Below are 14,213 nucleotides of genomic sequence, written 5' to 3'. Positions count from 1 at the left end.
CACGAAGGTTTAGGATTGTGGGCGCTTCGTCGTGGATGGGTTAGCGTCTTGTCCGTCCATGAGGCAGGCGACAGGAGCGCGATGCGGGTATCGAAGGTGCTGGATCCGGCTAGCAACGCGGTGTCGTTCACGCTGATAGGCGAGACAGGTGTAGTGGGACCAGCGGAGCGTTACCTACGCTATCTGGCCGAGACCGAGCGGTCACCGAACACGATCAAGGCACATGCTCACGATTTGAAGGACTGGTTTGTTTTCCTGAACGGTTACGGACTCGACTGGCAGTCAGTGAAGCTGGAGGACGTGGGGGCATTCATACGGTGGCTGCGGCGTCCGCCGGACGTGCGGGGAGAGGTTCTTTCGGTGCTTCCGACGATCGGGCATCATTGCGGCGAGGCAACGGTGAACCGCAAGCTTTCCACGGTGTCGATTTTCTATCAGCATGCCGCCCGCCATGGCCTTGACTTGGGAGAGCTGATCACCTGCTGGGACCCGTCCGCCCGCCAAAGAGGATGGAAGCCCTTCCTGCACCACATCAGCAAGGGAACCGCCAAACAGCGGAAGATGGTGAAGCTACCGTCCACGACGAAGATTCCGCGTCTGCTGACCCCCGTTGAGGTCCAGAGCATTTTGGATTCGTGCGGGCGCCTCAGGGATCGGCTGCTCTTCGCGCTGCTCCATGACTCCGGTATCCGGATCGGTGAAGCGTTGGGTCTCCGGCATGAGGACATCGCCGTCGCCGAACGGGAAATCACCGTCTGCCGGCGCGACAACACCAACGGCGCACGTGCGAAATCGCCACATTCCCGCACGATCCCGGTCACTGCCGAATTGATCCGGCTGTACGCCGATTACCTGGATGTCGAATACGGTGACCTCGATTCTGACTACGTCTTCGTCAACCTGTGGGGACGCCCCTATGGGAAGGCTATGACATATGCCGCCGTCCATGACTTGGTGCAGCGGCTCCGGCGGTCGACGGGCATCGCGTTCGACCCGCACTGGCTCCGGCACACTTATGCCACCCGGCTGCTGCGGGAAAACGTGCCGGTTGAGGTGGTCTCCAAACTGTTGGGCCATGCGAGCCTGACCACGACGATCAAGACCTACGCCCATGTCTCCAGCGATGATGCCCGCCGCGCGCTGGCCGATGCGGGCTGGTTTGCCTCCAGAACGGTGACGATATGACCACCCTGAATTCAGTGCCTGTACGAGACGACTGGACGGCTCCCACCGGAAAAGTCGGACGGAATACGACGCCGTGGGAGGCCGAGTTTCCGAAAGATGTCTGGCACGCGAGGGCACTCGGTATCGCTGCCCGCAGCCAGGTCACCGTACATTTCGAGAACATCACCCGGCCCTGGTTGAAACAGTTAGCCAAACGATGGGCCCGCTGGCGTCTGACGACCGGGCTGACCGTTGAATCCGCGGTACTGGGGACCAAAGCCGTGGAAAGCTTCAACGCGTTTTTGGACTCAACGAAGATGCCGGTCCATGGCACCGCCGATATAGATCGGGAGGTAATCGAAGGGTTCCTGGCATACCTGCACACCCACAGCGCCGGAGCAACATCGCACCGTACCCGCATCGGCCAGTTCAACACCTTCCTGCTCACGATGCGCCGCCACGGCTGGGTGACAAATCTGCCCAGTACCGCCCAGATCTACACCGAGGACTATCCCAAAGAGACCGCCCGGCAGCCCCGGGCACTGAGCGAACACGTCATGGCGCAGCTGGAAAACCCGGAAAATCTCGCCAAGATGCCCAGTCCTCATCACCGGCTGATCACACTGATTCTGATCCGGTGCGGGCTACGGATCAGCGACACTGTCGCCTTGACCCAGGACTGCATCACCCGGGACAAAGACGGTGCCGCATACCTGCGGTATCTAAACCACAAGATGAAACGCGAAGCCCTCGTTCCTATCGACGAGGAACTCGAACGGGCCATCGCAGAGCAAATCAGCTACGTCAACAGCACCGGCAACACCGGAAAACGACTGCTCTTCGCCCATGACCGCGTGGACGTTTACGGTGCCGGGCACATCAGCGGAAGCTCCTACAGCGCCGCTCTCCGGCGATGGGTCCGGAGCTGTAACGTCACCGACGAGAATGGCGCTCCAGCCATGGTGAGCCCGCACCGGTTTCGCCACACTCTGGGAACCAGGCTGATCAACCTCGATGTCCCGCAGGAGGTCGTACGCCGGATCCTGGACCACGACTCCCACCAGATGACAGCCCACTACGCCAGACTCAGCGACACCACTATCCGTAGGCATTGGGAAGCCGCACGGAAAGTCAACGCATCCGGCAGTGTCGTTGAACTTGATCCAGACGGACCACTGGCCGAAGCTGCCTGGGCGAAACAGCGGCTCGGCAGGGCAACCCAAGCGCTCCCCAACGGGTACTGCGGTCTGCCCGTGCAGAAAACCTGCCCGCATGCCAATGCCTGCTTGACCTGTCCGATGTTCATCACCACGGCCGATTTCCTCCCGCAACACCGCGAACATCGGGTCCAAGTCGTACAGATCATCTCCGCCGCTGAAGCCCGTGGCCAGCAGCGGCTCGCTGAAATGAACACCCGTGTGCTCGACAACCTGGACCGGATCATTGAGACACTCGACAACGAAGCGTCTGCAGCCCCGAACCGCAACCAGAAGGAGGACGACCGTGCGGGCAGATAACAGCCACCACATTCGGCAGGCCGCGGAGCGTCGGCACGAACTTACTCGCTCCAAAGCTGTGGCCGCACTGCGTGAGCTACAGAACCAGGGCTGTGCCGTCACCTTCGAAGCGGTAGCCGCGGCCGCCGGGGTATCGAGGTCCTGGCTCTACACCCAGACCGATCTACGCGCAGACATCGTCGGGCTGCGCGGAGACCGCCCACAACAACGCAGAGCAAACCGAAGCAGCGCCAGCACCGAGTCTCTGCGTATCCGGCTCAAGGCATCTTTGGAACGGAACCGCGAGCTCTCCAAAGAAATAGAACACCTCAGACACCAGCTGGCCCTCGCCTTGGGACACTCACGGCGACGGAACACCGCCGGCCCATAGACGAACGCTAGACCAAATGAGGGAACGGTTACCGGGGAAGTCGGTTCAACAATTCAAGTTCTTCTGATCGGCTCAGACCGGATCTACGTTCACGGTCAAGACCGAGGTTCCGCTCGTCGTCCAAGATCCGTTGCACGGTTTGACGGAGATCCTTCAATTCGCCGCCCGCAGCATGGAAAGAGGTGTTGTCCCGCTGCGCAAAGGCGACATCGGCTTCTGGTAGCCACAGGGGCAGTGATCGAGGACCAGCCCAAAATCGCACATCGTGTTCAATGAGCCATTCATCGGGAGCTTTCACTATGTCGCCAGCGAAGCCAGCTACGTCAGCGCTAATCGCGAGCACATCCGCGAGAGAACGCTGATCACCGGTGGCGTTAATGACACCAGCGATGCCCTTCTTGCCGACATTCGCAATGAAGACAGCGAGATCCTCGACATCGATCACCTGCACCACCCGCCCGTCGCTTTCAGGTGATAGCACGAGCCCGTCACCTGCCAAAGCGAAGCGCCCGACCCAGTAGCTGAATCTGTCGCTGCCATCTCCCGGCCCAGCAATCAATCCTGGCCGAACTATGAGAAGCCGATCACCCAGTGCCTCCTCTGACACCTGCTCAGCAGCGACTTTCGCCTGCGCGTAATCTCCTAGGTCTACCGCCTCGAGCAGAGGTGCGGACTCATCAGCACCGGCATCGGTGTTCGTGGCATATACGGAGACTGACGAAACCAAGGTCCAGTGCTTGGCACTGTCAGCAAGCGCATCGAGAGCGCCATGCACCAGTGCAGGCTCATAGGAAACCTCGATAACTTCATCCCACGACTGACTGGCTACTGCAGCGTAACCATCAGCAGATTGCCGATCGGCCTCGACGAAGATTGCACCCGTAGGTGCTTGGCCGGACTCGCCACGCGCCAAGCAGGTCACCGCGTCGCCGCTCGCTACCAATTGCTTGGCAATCTCGAACCCAAGCCAAGCAGTTCCCCCTAGCACCAGTACGTTCCGCATCTGGCCAGTCAAACCAGAAGGCAATAAAGGATCAAGCAGTTCATCTGCCAGCTTAGAAGTCAGGTGCTCTCGGAAACTCTTCGCCCAACTATGGGCCGGTACTTCAACCTTTGCTTGATCAAGAGAGGCTTTTCCATCGAGAAGCGTTCAGTTGATGTGCCACCCGACGTCGCATTGGAAGACCCAGAAGCGCGTTAGGCTCCGGTTATGCCCCTCGTAAGTTCTTCCATCGATACTGCTGCCGGACGGGTGTTGCACAGCTGGTCTATGGCCGTGCCCGCAGCGCGCCTGTGGTGGGGTCTCACTGATCCTGACGCTTTGCCCCACTGGTTGGGGAGATTGACCTCCGGCCGGCTCGCCGCCGGCAACGTCGTAACCATTGAGCACGCCGAAAACTACTCCTGCACTAGCCGCATTCAGGAGTGCATCCCAGGGCAGCTCTTGAGCATGACGTGGAAGTTCCCGGACGAAGCGGGCTCACACCTACGAATTGTGCTCACTCCAACTGGCGATGCGACCTCCTTGCAGCTGGAGCACGGAGGGCTGGGGCACGAGGCGGTCAATTACCTGCCCGGTTGGCACACGCACCTTCTATACCTAGAAGCGCTGCTCCTCGAGCAGCCCCGTCCGATGGACGAGTTCTGGTCCACGTATGAGTCATTGGCCCAGTCGTGAGCCTTCCGCACCGAGAGCCATCTCAGCAACGGTCGCGTAAGGCTGAATCGCCATATTGGTCTCTTGAGGCAAGGCGGGAACGCCGCGCTTAGTGGCCAGGGCTAACGGGATCCGTCAGCTCGACGGTCTGGCCCATTGGGTCCTTGACCACGTAGCTCCAGTAACCGACCCAGAAGGGTTCAGGGCGAAGGGCGGCGATTCCTGCTTCCTGCAGCCGAGCAACAGTGCCCCGAAACGACGGGGGTGATAGCGGAATGCTCCACGACGCGCGGGCATGCCTTGGATTGGGGTCGATGCCTAACCCGAACACCCAGCCGGGCTGGAAAGCCCACTCGTCGTCACCCGTCGCGTCGGGGTCGTAACCGACGGAGAACTGAACAGCGTCTCCGACCAGGTAGGCGATGTCACCTTCCTCGTCCCAGATCTGGTCAAGCCCCAACAGGTCCGAGTAGAACCGGCGGGATGCGGCGATATTGTTACTGCGGGTGTAGAGGAAGAACGCGGGGCTCGACATCCGGACAGTTTACGTGTGCCAAATGTTCCGAAAGTCCGAACATTCACCGTGACCCTATCTCCAGTCTCTGGAGAACCTTGCGCCTACTCGCCTCTCGCGCGTCTCGAAAAACAACAGTTTTCCAAGACACCAGATCATCCTGCTCTGAACTCCAGCAGTCCACCGGAATACCGCTAAGTTGAGTGTCTCGAAAATTCGTCTCGCCGTAAAATGTCTCAGCAGCACTGCCGCTAGGACTTTATGGGGCAAACTGAGCAAATGAGGCATCTCGGATACACCCGCGTCAGCACATCCACTCAGGACGCGCAGTTGCAGCTCGACGCACTCATCGCGGCTGGAGTGCAGAAACGCGACATCTTCGCTGACGTCACCTCCGGCAGTAGGGCCGCGGTCGAGCGTCCCGGAATGAAGAAGCTCCTCGACTACGCCTCCGAGGGCGACACTGTCGTTGTGTGGCGAGTGGACCGGCTCGGCCGCTCCCTGATCGACGTCCTTAACACGGTGAACCTGCTCCGCGAGCGAGGCGTCCTGGTTCGGTCTCTCTCGGATGGGATCGACCCGGCTACGTCCACGGGCCGGTTGATGCTGAACATGCTGGCAACCCTGGCCGAGTATGAGCGGGAACTCATTGTCGAACGCGTCAATGCCGGCATCACAGCCGCTAGGAAAAACGGGACACGCTTCGGTCGCCCACTCTCGGACCCGCAGGTGATTGCCGACAAACTGGCTGTTGTAGCCGATGCCCGGGCCAAAGGACGGACAGCCGGAGAGGCGGCTCGCCTCGTCGGCTGGAGCCGCGCGACGCTCTATCGGCACCAACAAACCCTATCGATCAGCGACCTCACGACCTGAATTCGCTTTGCTCAGGGGCACACCAACCAGGTTGATACTTCTGTCGTTGTCGGACGTCGTGGTCGATCGACCGCGAGCGACTCTCCTAAAGTGGGACAGATGCACATCAGTTCTCTCGGCACTCCCGACTACGAACCGGCCGTCGCGCTCTGGGAAGCCGTAGGCCTAACTCGGCCGTGGAATGACGCGCGAGCCGACCTGGTACGAGCCATGCAAGGGCCCGAGTCGACAGTCCTGGGAGGGTATGACTCACGAGGAGGGCTCATTGCCACAGCCATGGTGGGCCATGACGGCCACCGAGGATGGGTCTACTACCTCGCCGTCGCACCACACCGACAGCGAGAGGGGTACGCCCGGCAGATTATGCAGGCGTGCGAGCAATGGGTGCTCGAGCGGCACATACCCAAGATCCAACTGATGGTGCGCACCGACAACCAAGCAGTCATCGACTTCTACAACGCATTGGGGTACGAGGCCTCGGACGTAACGGTTCTGGGCCGCCGATTCAACGACTGAGTCCCGCATGCAGCAGACTCACTCGCCTCAAGGAGATACATGCCAGACACACCTTGCGTCGAACGACTTGAAATACGCGTTGGAGGGCTCACCCGGAGCCAACTGATGAGCATCCTGAGGTCGCGCGGAATCCTTCTCAACGACCACGCGGAAACCCTACTCAAGGACGTCGTGCTTGACGACCTCGCCTCTCATCGAGTGGTGGTCACCGAGCGTACGGTTGCCGAACTAGGGCTAACCAGTGGGGCGACACTTCCTCAGATTTTCGAGGCTGCCCAGTCACATGGGTTATTAATGTGCCCGGCGGATACTGGACCCTATTTACGCATGGCTTTGAACGAGCAGATGACATCTCGCGACGCAGCAATGTCTTCAGGGCGCGCACCCGACGGTGCCCTCACAGTGGCCGCCGAGCCGCCGAACCACGACGACGAATATCCAAAGGGCTTCTACCTTCGCGTAGTGAACGGTCAAGCGTGGCTACGTGGCTACCGATGCGACAACGAGCACACCTGGTCACCCAATGACCAATTCATCTTTCAGCTTCCGCCGCCCGCTTGAAGCACAACCAGATGGTAGGGATTCGACCTTAGGTAGCTTGTTCATGCGCATCTCGAATGCATCACGATTTTAGTCTGATCTTCTGGAGACATGAGCCGACCAAAGATGCGTCGTGGACACTTTCCACCTCGGATACGCCGCGCCGTGAAGGCAGATAGGGAGACGGACTAAAGATATCGACCGTTTTTGACCCATGCCTCAGGACCTTCGAATAGTGCATCCAGGTACCTGAGAAGCGGTGCGTGCGACGTATGAACGAGCTCGCGCGCCGCCGAGGAACTGAAGAAGCTCGGACTCGAGAACGGCGTGAAACAAGACGAAGCGATGGATGGCACTCAAGCTTTCGCCGAAAGCAGTATGAAGGAGGGGTCCCGATAGCTGAAAGCCAGACCCACGACGCTCAGACGCCGAGATCCGCTCCTAGGCCGCGATTAGGAACCCCTCGACTTCATCTGACTTTGCTCGATAGCCATCCGCACTTGCGACATAACTTGTGCCGACTGGTATCCCGGATGAACTTCGATCAGTACACACCCGTTTTGCTTACAAAGCGCTGCTTTTCGTGCGTCCCGTTCCTGCTGGAGCTCAAACGCTTGATTCCCACCGAAGTGCTCGACCGGAGCCGAATGTTGAATACCTTGATACTCGATTGCCACGTTCCGATTTGGAAAATAAATATCGACGCTCTGCGGAGCGAGCCAACTGGGACGTGCCTGATGCAAAACCCTTTCCTCGGGAAAGGATTCCCGCACCTGCCGCAGGAGCGTCATCTCAGATACCCACCCTTCGCCCACTCGGGGCGTTGCGGCTAAGTCTCGAGCGGCGTTCTCAGCCTCCCGCATGAGAGTTCGGAATAGTGCAAACAGGAGTGCCCCGTGGCCATGCCACGAGATCCACGGACTGGGCCAGTCAATCGGCTCCTCGTAACCCGGCCAGACAAAGAACGCCGAATTCAACTCAGCCGGTTGCGGATTCGTTCGCGCATCTTCGATGAGTACAAGCACATCCGCTTGTGTGAACCGCAGCGCAACTTCACTTTCGATGCTGGCGGCGACTTCCTTGACTGATCGGTCGGCAGTAACTCTCTGCCAAAGGTCCTCCACGATACTCACGCCATGAAGCGTGTGGAAGTCATCGAGCCGATCCTGGAGTGCATCCATGCTCGCGGTGAGGTGGTGGCGTATACCTTGCTTAGTCATTCCTCCGATGGACCACCTAAGTATGTCCATCGCGGACAGCCGAGGATGATCAAGATACTCCGCTAGGGTCAAGTGGTGTGACGGAGTGATCCTCCACCCCAGCGCAGAGTATCCAGAAGCGAAGTCTCCTTCCAGGAAGTAGAAGTCGGCCAGCGTTTGCTTTGCGTGAGTGGGACAGTCGCCCTTGGAATAGGCGCTCACCAGAGCCTCTAGCGTTTGTTTGGCATAGATCGGATTCCCCCGTCGCTCATTTAGGAGCTCGCGCAGCAACACCTCCCCGTATCCGGACTGCCCATGCACGTCCACTGGTTACCCGGCGAGTAGCGAGGGCAGAAATACTCGTTGGTGAAACGATTTTTGCAACCGGTTCATATCCGGTCGCTCCGAGTCAAAGTCGAACTTCGGCACACGATGCGATGCTTTGCGTGTCGTTGCTGTGAGGCTGTACTCCTGCTGCACTAACCGATCTCCCGGCCATCGGCAGCACGTGCCCGCCATAGCTCGCCTACAGCTGACACATGCTCTTGCTCCGGAGAATTGAAGTCTTTATTCAGCGGTGGTTTTTCTTCATCACGCAGACGTATCTCAGCCTTGCTCAGATCCTCGCCCTCGTTGAGCTCTCTGAAGCTCATCAGAAGGTTGTTCGTCATCCATTCCTTCAGTAACGCGTGGTGTTCCGCCGGAATACCCGGATGGGCTGATGAACTCTTCCAAATACCGGGAAGGCCCATCAACGACGCCCGCGTACGACGCAGGGCAGAGTTGGGGGTTTGCAGCTTATGGTGTTTGGCTCGCTTGCGAAGGTTGGTCGCCTTCCCCGCATAGACAAGGTCCCCCACTCTGAGGGGCCGAAGGTGCTCGGGCCAGTCGAACGGTTCAGGAAGCGGGCCATCGAGAAACCATTTGTACAGACCAGGCCTGTTGGGGGTCGCTGCCCACGCATCTTCGCAGTCGGTCGGGCGGGACCACCGAGCAGGAAGTGACGTGCTATCCATGAGGTCGTCTTCCTGCACTGTCTTCTCTGAGCGACAGCGCCTGTAGGAGTGCTTTCATGATGTCTTCGCCAAGAAGTCGGCTCTCGTCGGAGTCGACTTCCCTCTGCGCCACCAGGTAGTAATCGCCAACCACCTGGGACAGCCAGTAGGGTTGACCGCGCAGTCGCCACGTCCGAGTAGCCCAGTACAAACGGCCGTCCTCCGTGACTGCCATCAGTTTGTTGGTGGCTTGGAGGCGAAAGTCCCAGCCCAGCCCCGCCATGCCTTTGTATAGGCCGGGAAGTTCGGCAAGATCAACGAAGAGGACAGGCTCGCGAATATAGTTTCGGACTTTACATACTTCGCCGAAGGTGTAGACCGCTTCAGCAAGCACAGAATCGATTGACTGAGAGCTTTCCATCGCAGTTCCCCCTTATTGCTCCGCTGCTCTAGCTATCGGCTCCGACCGTCTGGATGACTCTACCTACCTTCGGTGCCGCCAAGCGTCAGAACCTGACGTAGGTTCTGACGCCGGCGTCGAGTGGCCCGTCGGATACGTTATTTCTGTGGCTGCATCGGTCACTGGGGAATCCAGACGGTCGAACTCCGCTTCGAACTCCATGCCGTCCACTGTTTCCGTCGTCGAGATCCTAGTTAGTACTCCGATCTCGGTTCCACACATATTGTGGTGCGCAGCGAGGTGGTGCACCCTCGGTGCGTACAAACGAGTCTTGGAATGCTTATATCTTGAGTAAATCAATGGGGGTGGAATGCCGGCAGTAGCCATGTGGGGTGGCGTTCGTGTTGAGTCTTGGTCTCTCTCGGCGGACGATTGGCTCGCGTTACGCGACACTTACCGCGACAGAGGGTTGACGCTGACGTGCGGTGAGCCCGGGATTCCCGTAGGGATGAAACGGACCGGAACCCGATTCTTCCGTCATAAAGCCGAAACCTGCGGCCTGCACGAAGGCGGCCCCGAAAGCGCGGAGCACCTTCGAACCAAAGCACTGGTAGCTGAAGTTGCTCGATCCCTTGGATGGACAGCGCTAATAGAAGAGCCGGCACAAGACCGATCATGGATCGCTGACGTCCTACTGAAAAAGGGCGACATGCAGCTCGCCATCGAAGTGCAATGGGCTGCACAAACCGAACAAGAATTTCGCAGGAGGACCGAGAGGTACGAGCGTAACGGCGTGGTGTGCCGGTGGCTCATCGGCCCCAAAAACCACCTCCGGGATCTGACCGTTAGTGCCACAACAATTGCCGGCACCTATGAGGCTTTGACCATAGCCGTTCCCGTTGGCCTCGGCGGATCAGAACACGTGCCGATGAAGGAAGGGCTGCGCATCCTCCTTGGCGGATCCCTACAACCGCGCTATGAAGCTTTGGTTGATGAGGTTGAGATTGGCACGGCCATGGGTAAGTGCTACAACCCCCCATGTCAGGCGTGGTTTTCGTACTGGTTCATCAGGGCGGTCGGCGTACAGAGCCGCTGCGGCCTTCGAGGGACGATCGGGTTCGCACAACGGTATCCGATACACGTTATCGATCGACCGGAGTCCCTCCTGGAGAGCCAGATAGTGAGGGCTATCAACAACAGTGACCTACCCAATGCCACGCGGTACAAGCTGACTCACAGTAAGACCACCAACCAGCGCTATACCGCGCAGATATGCCCGCGTTGCAACTGGCATCAGGGAGATGGGTTCATCGCAGGCAACCCGCCCCGGTGGACGTCATACATCGTCCCCATAGGACCTACCCGCATACCCCTCAACCCGACAGTCACGGCCGTACGACATCAATGTGTCGATCAAGGACGAGGGTTCTGCGCCCAGGGCACTCCTGTTGACCCTGTCTACCCGTCGGACGACTGGATACCCGCTTATATGCCGCCCCTTGCAACGCGCCCAGGTCTGATCGACGCCGATCCTTTACCACCTAGGAAGGGTCGGCCTTCCTCAACCCTGGCCCGCGCATAGCGTGGCTCCGCGGCCGGCGCTGAAACAACACGAGATACTGAAAACACTGAAAAAGGAGCTTTTGTGCAATCTGCGCTCGACCGTGGCACCATCCGATCCAGTCTTGATGACTTCTCCCACGCGTGGAGGGATCGCATCGATGGATGGCGAACCGAAGGCCAAACGCACACCGAAAAATCCTTCGCTCAACAGTTTTGGTCCGACCTCTTACGCTCATTCGGGGTCATCCCGGAGCGCATTAATCTTTTTGAAAGAGATGCGGTCCGCGCGTCGACCGGTCGCAGCGGATACATCGATTTCTTCTGGGCTGGCGTTGTACTGGGTGAAGCAAAGAGCCTCGGTAAGGACCTCAAGGAAGCTCATGAACAGGCACTGGACTATCTGCGTGGCGGATCAATCCCTCAATCCGAATGGCCGAAATTCGTCGTCGTCAGCGACTTCGAACATATCCGCGTGGACCGCCTCGGAGCCGAGGGCTGGACGTCCGAGTTCACCATCGACGAAGTATCTGAACATCTCGATGAACTGTTGTTCCTCGCCGGCCTCGAAACCGTTACAAAAGCGGAGGAGAAAGAAGCTTCCATCCAGGCGGCACGCCTCATGGCGAGGCTTTTCAACGCGTTGGTAGGAGACGATGCTGACGTAGGCGTTTCCGACGATTCTCCGGAAAACGCGGAGGACGAGGACCAAGCGACACAGGAAGCTTCCGTCCTGATGACGCGCCTGCTGTTCCTGCTGTACGGGGACGACGCAGGCCTATGGGAGTCCGACTTGTTCCATCGATGGATTGAGTTCGATACCACCGCCGAGAACCTAGGACCCCAGCTGAACGCCCTGTTTCAAGTCCTCAGCAAGTCCATTACCCGTCGAAAAAACGTGCCCGAAACCCTGGATCGATTCCCCTACGTCAACGGCGGCATCTTCGATGGATCGGCACCGGCGGTCTTCCTCACGAACGACATGCGAGAAGCGCTCCTCGCAGCGTGCCGCTTCCGTTGGACCCACATCTCGCCCGCGGTCTTCGGTGCCATGTTCCAGCTCGTGAAGAAGAAGGAAGCCCGTCGCGGCGACGGCGAACATTACACCTCCGAGGCCAATATTCTGAAAACCATTGGCCCGCTCTTCCTCGATGAATACCGTCAACGAGCGGACCGACTCATCTCCGCTCGATCAACAACAGTGAAGGCCCTCAACGCCTTCCAAGACGAACTGGCCAGTAACATCTACGTCGACCCCGCATGCGGTGCTGGCAACTTCCTCAACGTCGCCTATGCGCGTTTACGTGACATCGAAACCGACATCATCGTCGAACGGCGCAAACGAACCGGAGACACTAACCTCTCACTCGATGCCACGCTCGACCAGCGGCTCACAATCGACCGCTTTTGGGGATTCGAAATCAACTGGTGGCCCGCCAAAATCGCCGAAACAGCCATGTTCCTCGTTGATCACCAAGCCAACCGCAAACTCGCTCAAGCCATCGGCGCAGCACCAGAACGTCTACCCATCACCATTACCGCTCACATCGTTCACCACGACGCGCTCACCCTCGACTGGCCTTCCACACTGCCAGAGCCGACGGGAAAGACATTCATCTTCGGAAACCCACCCTTCCTAGGCGACCACACCAGAACTCCCGCGCAGCTCGCCCTCATGGCTCAAGCCTGGGGGACCTCGAAACAACTCTCCCGGCTCGACTTCGTGACGAGCTGGCATGCACTCACTCTGCGCCTCCTCAAGGATCGAGTGGGGGAATGGGCGTTCGTAACGACAAACAGCATTGTTCAAGGCGACCAACCGGAACGCTTGTTCAAACCCATCTTCGATGCCGGGTGGCGAATCAAATTTGCTCACCGGACCTTCCAATGGGACTCAGAGGCGCCCGGCAAAGCCGCCGTACACTGCGTCATCATCGGCTTCTCTCGCGAGAGATCCACCAAACCACGGCTCTTCGAATACGCGACAATCCGATCAACCCCGGTAGAAGTTAGCGGAGTCAAGGCCATCAATGCCTACCTGGTCGATGGCGCCGATGTTCTCGTCGGCAAGAAAGATGCTCCCCTCTCAGCCGATATGCCCCTTGTGAACTACGGGTCAAAACCGAGCGATGGCGGCTTCCTAGTGGTGACGCCCGCCGAACACGAGAAGATGTCCGAAGATCCAGTAGTGTCTCGCTACCTCCGGCCCTATGTCGGCTCAAAAGAACTGATCAACAATCAGAAGCGCTGGTGCCTTTGGCTACAAGACATGGATCCACTTGCGCCCTCGCAATCTGCCGAACTGAAGAATCGCCTGAAAGGCGTCGAACAGATGCGGCTCGACTCCAAAGCAGCCTCGACCCGGGACTGGGCAAGATTCCCCCACCTCTTCAGGCAGAAAGGCTTCGTCTCCAACGTTCCATTCGTCGGAATCCCCGAGGTCAGTAGCGAAAACCGGAGGTACCTTCCAGTGGCACACCTCGAGCCTGATGTAATCGTGTCGAACAAGGTGTATGCAGCAGCGGACCCCGACGGAATCATCTTTGGCATTGCTTCTTCATCCATGTTCATCACATGGATGAAGACAGTGGGCGGACGCATGAAGTCAGACCCTTCCTTTTCGAGTACTGTCACATGGAATAACTTCCCTTTGCCACCACTGACTAGCGCTCAAAAATCAGCAATCGCGGCCGCCGGCCAAGGAATTTTGGACGCGCGAAACCTAAAGTCAGAGCGCTCCTTGGAACAGCACTATGCGCCTCTAGGCATGTCGCCCGAGCTCGTCAGTGCGCACGACAAACTTGACTCCGTCGTTGATAAGGCGCTCGGCGCGCAAAGGCGCTGTCAAGATGTAAGAGAACGGCAGCGTCTTCTCTTCAACTCCTTCGCTGCCCTCTCAACCTGAAAG

Annotated in this window: 14 protein-coding genes; 9 read left to right on the top strand and 5 right to left on the bottom strand. The window is 58.7% G+C overall.

The features are described 5' to 3' along the window. Positions 1-81: 81 nt before the first annotated feature. The 3 genes from ACZ2GY_RS07925 to ACZ2GY_RS07915 are packed head-to-tail and all read left to right on the top strand — an operon-like array spanning position 82 to position 3,051. A complete protein-coding gene (locus tag ACZ2GY_RS07925; RefSeq protein ID WP_471673452.1) occupies positions 82-1,185 on the top strand; it encodes a tyrosine-type recombinase/integrase in 1,104 nt (367 codons plus the stop codon). After that, positions 1,182-2,681, top strand: a complete 1,500-nt coding sequence (locus tag ACZ2GY_RS07920; RefSeq protein ID WP_471673451.1) for a tyrosine-type recombinase/integrase — start codon at positions 1,182-1,184, stop codon at positions 2,679-2,681. The genes ACZ2GY_RS07925 and ACZ2GY_RS07920 overlap by 4 nt, the downstream gene beginning before the upstream one ends. Next, positions 2,668-3,051, top strand: a complete 384-nt coding sequence (locus tag ACZ2GY_RS07915) for a DUF6262 family protein (protein ID WP_277359620.1) — start codon at positions 2,668-2,670, stop codon at positions 3,049-3,051. The genes ACZ2GY_RS07920 and ACZ2GY_RS07915 overlap by 14 nt, the downstream gene beginning before the upstream one ends. 28 nt (positions 3,052-3,079) lie before the next feature. On the opposite strand, the gene ACZ2GY_RS07910 is transcribed toward ACZ2GY_RS07915, so the two are convergent. Then, positions 3,080-4,054 carry an NAD-dependent epimerase/dehydratase family protein gene (locus ACZ2GY_RS07910; RefSeq protein ID WP_471673450.1) on the bottom strand — a complete coding sequence of 325 codons (975 nt, stop codon included), beginning with the start codon at positions 4,052-4,054 and terminating at the stop codon, positions 3,080-3,082. 267 nt (positions 4,055-4,321) lie between these two features. On the opposite strand from ACZ2GY_RS07910, the gene ACZ2GY_RS07905 reads away from it, so the two are divergent. Further along, complete coding sequence (locus ACZ2GY_RS07905; protein ID WP_471673449.1) at positions 4,322-4,729, top strand: SRPBCC domain-containing protein; 408 nt, start codon at positions 4,322-4,324, stop codon at positions 4,727-4,729. Between the two features lie 88 nt (positions 4,730-4,817). Here ACZ2GY_RS07905 and ACZ2GY_RS07900 read toward each other — a convergent pair whose 3' ends face one another. After that, positions 4,818-5,243: a VOC family protein gene (locus ACZ2GY_RS07900; RefSeq protein ID WP_471673448.1), complete on the bottom strand. Its 426-nt coding sequence runs from the start codon at positions 5,241-5,243 to the stop codon at positions 4,818-4,820. A 258-nt stretch (positions 5,244-5,501) separates the two neighbouring features. Between ACZ2GY_RS07900 and ACZ2GY_RS07895 the strand changes: the two genes are divergently transcribed. The 3 genes from ACZ2GY_RS07895 (at position 5,502) to ACZ2GY_RS07885 (ending at position 7,172) form a co-directional block, all read left to right on the top strand. After that, positions 5,502-6,095 (top strand): recombinase family protein, encoded by a 594-nt coding sequence (locus tag ACZ2GY_RS07895; RefSeq protein ID WP_471673447.1) that lies wholly within the window; start codon positions 5,502-5,504, stop codon positions 6,093-6,095. A 99-nt stretch (positions 6,096-6,194) separates the two neighbouring features. After that, on the top strand, positions 6,195-6,611 hold the full coding sequence (locus tag ACZ2GY_RS07890) for a GNAT family acetyltransferase (RefSeq protein ID WP_471673446.1): 417 nt from the start codon (positions 6,195-6,197) through the stop codon (positions 6,609-6,611). A gap of 39 nt (positions 6,612-6,650) precedes the next feature. Beyond that, on the top strand, positions 6,651-7,172 hold the full coding sequence (locus ACZ2GY_RS07885) for a hypothetical protein (protein ID WP_471673445.1): 522 nt from the start codon (positions 6,651-6,653) through the stop codon (positions 7,170-7,172). Between the two features lie 431 nt (positions 7,173-7,603). Here the strand turns inward: ACZ2GY_RS07885 and ACZ2GY_RS07880 are convergent, their stop codons facing one another. The 3 genes from ACZ2GY_RS07880 to ACZ2GY_RS07870 form a co-directional block, all read right to left on the bottom strand. Next, positions 7,604-8,371 carry a PDDEXK family nuclease gene (locus ACZ2GY_RS07880; RefSeq protein ID WP_471673444.1) on the bottom strand — a complete coding sequence of 256 codons (768 nt, stop codon included), beginning with the start codon at positions 8,369-8,371 and terminating at the stop codon, positions 7,604-7,606. Between the two features lie 458 nt (positions 8,372-8,829). Beyond that, positions 8,830-9,366, bottom strand: a complete 537-nt coding sequence (locus tag ACZ2GY_RS07875) for a GIY-YIG nuclease family protein (protein WP_471673443.1) — start codon at positions 9,364-9,366, stop codon at positions 8,830-8,832. Beyond that, the gene (locus ACZ2GY_RS07870; RefSeq protein ID WP_471673442.1) at positions 9,359-9,766 is read right to left on the bottom strand and encodes a hypothetical protein; all 408 of its coding nucleotides are present in this window, start codon (positions 9,764-9,766) and stop codon (positions 9,359-9,361) included. Before ACZ2GY_RS07870 ends, ACZ2GY_RS07875 begins: the two co-directional genes overlap by 8 nt. A gap of 349 nt (positions 9,767-10,115) precedes the next feature. Between ACZ2GY_RS07870 and ACZ2GY_RS07865 the strand changes: the two genes are divergently transcribed. Together ACZ2GY_RS07865 and ACZ2GY_RS07860 are read left to right on the top strand one after the other, a co-directional pair. Continuing rightward, positions 10,116-11,327, top strand: coding sequence for a competence protein CoiA (locus ACZ2GY_RS07865; RefSeq protein WP_471673441.1), 1,212 nt, complete (start codon positions 10,116-10,118; stop codon positions 11,325-11,327). 63 nt (positions 11,328-11,390) lie between these two features. Continuing rightward, complete coding sequence (locus tag ACZ2GY_RS07860; RefSeq protein WP_471673440.1) at positions 11,391-14,210, top strand: DNA methyltransferase; 2,820 nt, start codon at positions 11,391-11,393, stop codon at positions 14,208-14,210. Positions 14,211-14,213: the final 3 nt, after the last annotated feature.

Source organism: Arthrobacter sp. KKT183 (assembly GCF_055657625.1).
Note: the sequence above shows the minus strand (reverse complement) of the source record. Positions and strands in the feature narration are given on the sequence as shown.

What these genes read in the sequence shown, in the direction of transcription:
- ACZ2GY_RS07925 (WP_471673452.1), top strand. Translation starts at nt 82, where the DNA reads ATGCGGGTATCGAAGGTGCTGGATCCGGCTAGCAACGCGGTGTCGTTC.
- ACZ2GY_RS07920 (WP_471673451.1), top strand. Translation starts at nt 1,182, where the DNA reads ATGACCACCCTGAATTCAGTGCCTGTACGAGACGACTGGACGGCTCCC.
- ACZ2GY_RS07910 (WP_471673450.1), bottom strand. Translation starts at nt 4,054, where the DNA reads ATGCGGAACGTACTGGTGCTAGGGGGAACTGCTTGGCTTGGGTTCGAG.
- ACZ2GY_RS07905 (WP_471673449.1), top strand. Translation starts at nt 4,322, where the DNA reads ATGGCCGTGCCCGCAGCGCGCCTGTGGTGGGGTCTCACTGATCCTGAC.
- ACZ2GY_RS07900 (WP_471673448.1), bottom strand. Translation starts at nt 5,243, where the DNA reads ATGTCGAGCCCCGCGTTCTTCCTCTACACCCGCAGTAACAATATCGCC.
- ACZ2GY_RS07895 (WP_471673447.1), top strand. Translation starts at nt 5,502, where the DNA reads ATGAGGCATCTCGGATACACCCGCGTCAGCACATCCACTCAGGACGCG.
- ACZ2GY_RS07890 (WP_471673446.1), top strand. Translation starts at nt 6,195, where the DNA reads ATGCACATCAGTTCTCTCGGCACTCCCGACTACGAACCGGCCGTCGCG.
- ACZ2GY_RS07885 (WP_471673445.1), top strand. Translation starts at nt 6,651, where the DNA reads ATGCCAGACACACCTTGCGTCGAACGACTTGAAATACGCGTTGGAGGG.
- ACZ2GY_RS07880 (WP_471673444.1), bottom strand. Translation starts at nt 8,371, where the DNA reads ATGACTAAGCAAGGTATACGCCACCACCTCACCGCGAGCATGGATGCA.
- ACZ2GY_RS07875 (WP_471673443.1), bottom strand. Translation starts at nt 9,366, where the DNA reads ATGGATAGCACGTCACTTCCTGCTCGGTGGTCCCGCCCGACCGACTGC.
- ACZ2GY_RS07870 (WP_471673442.1), bottom strand. Translation starts at nt 9,766, where the DNA reads ATGGAAAGCTCTCAGTCAATCGATTCTGTGCTTGCTGAAGCGGTCTAC.
- ACZ2GY_RS07865 (WP_471673441.1), top strand. Translation starts at nt 10,116, where the DNA reads ATGCCGGCAGTAGCCATGTGGGGTGGCGTTCGTGTTGAGTCTTGGTCT.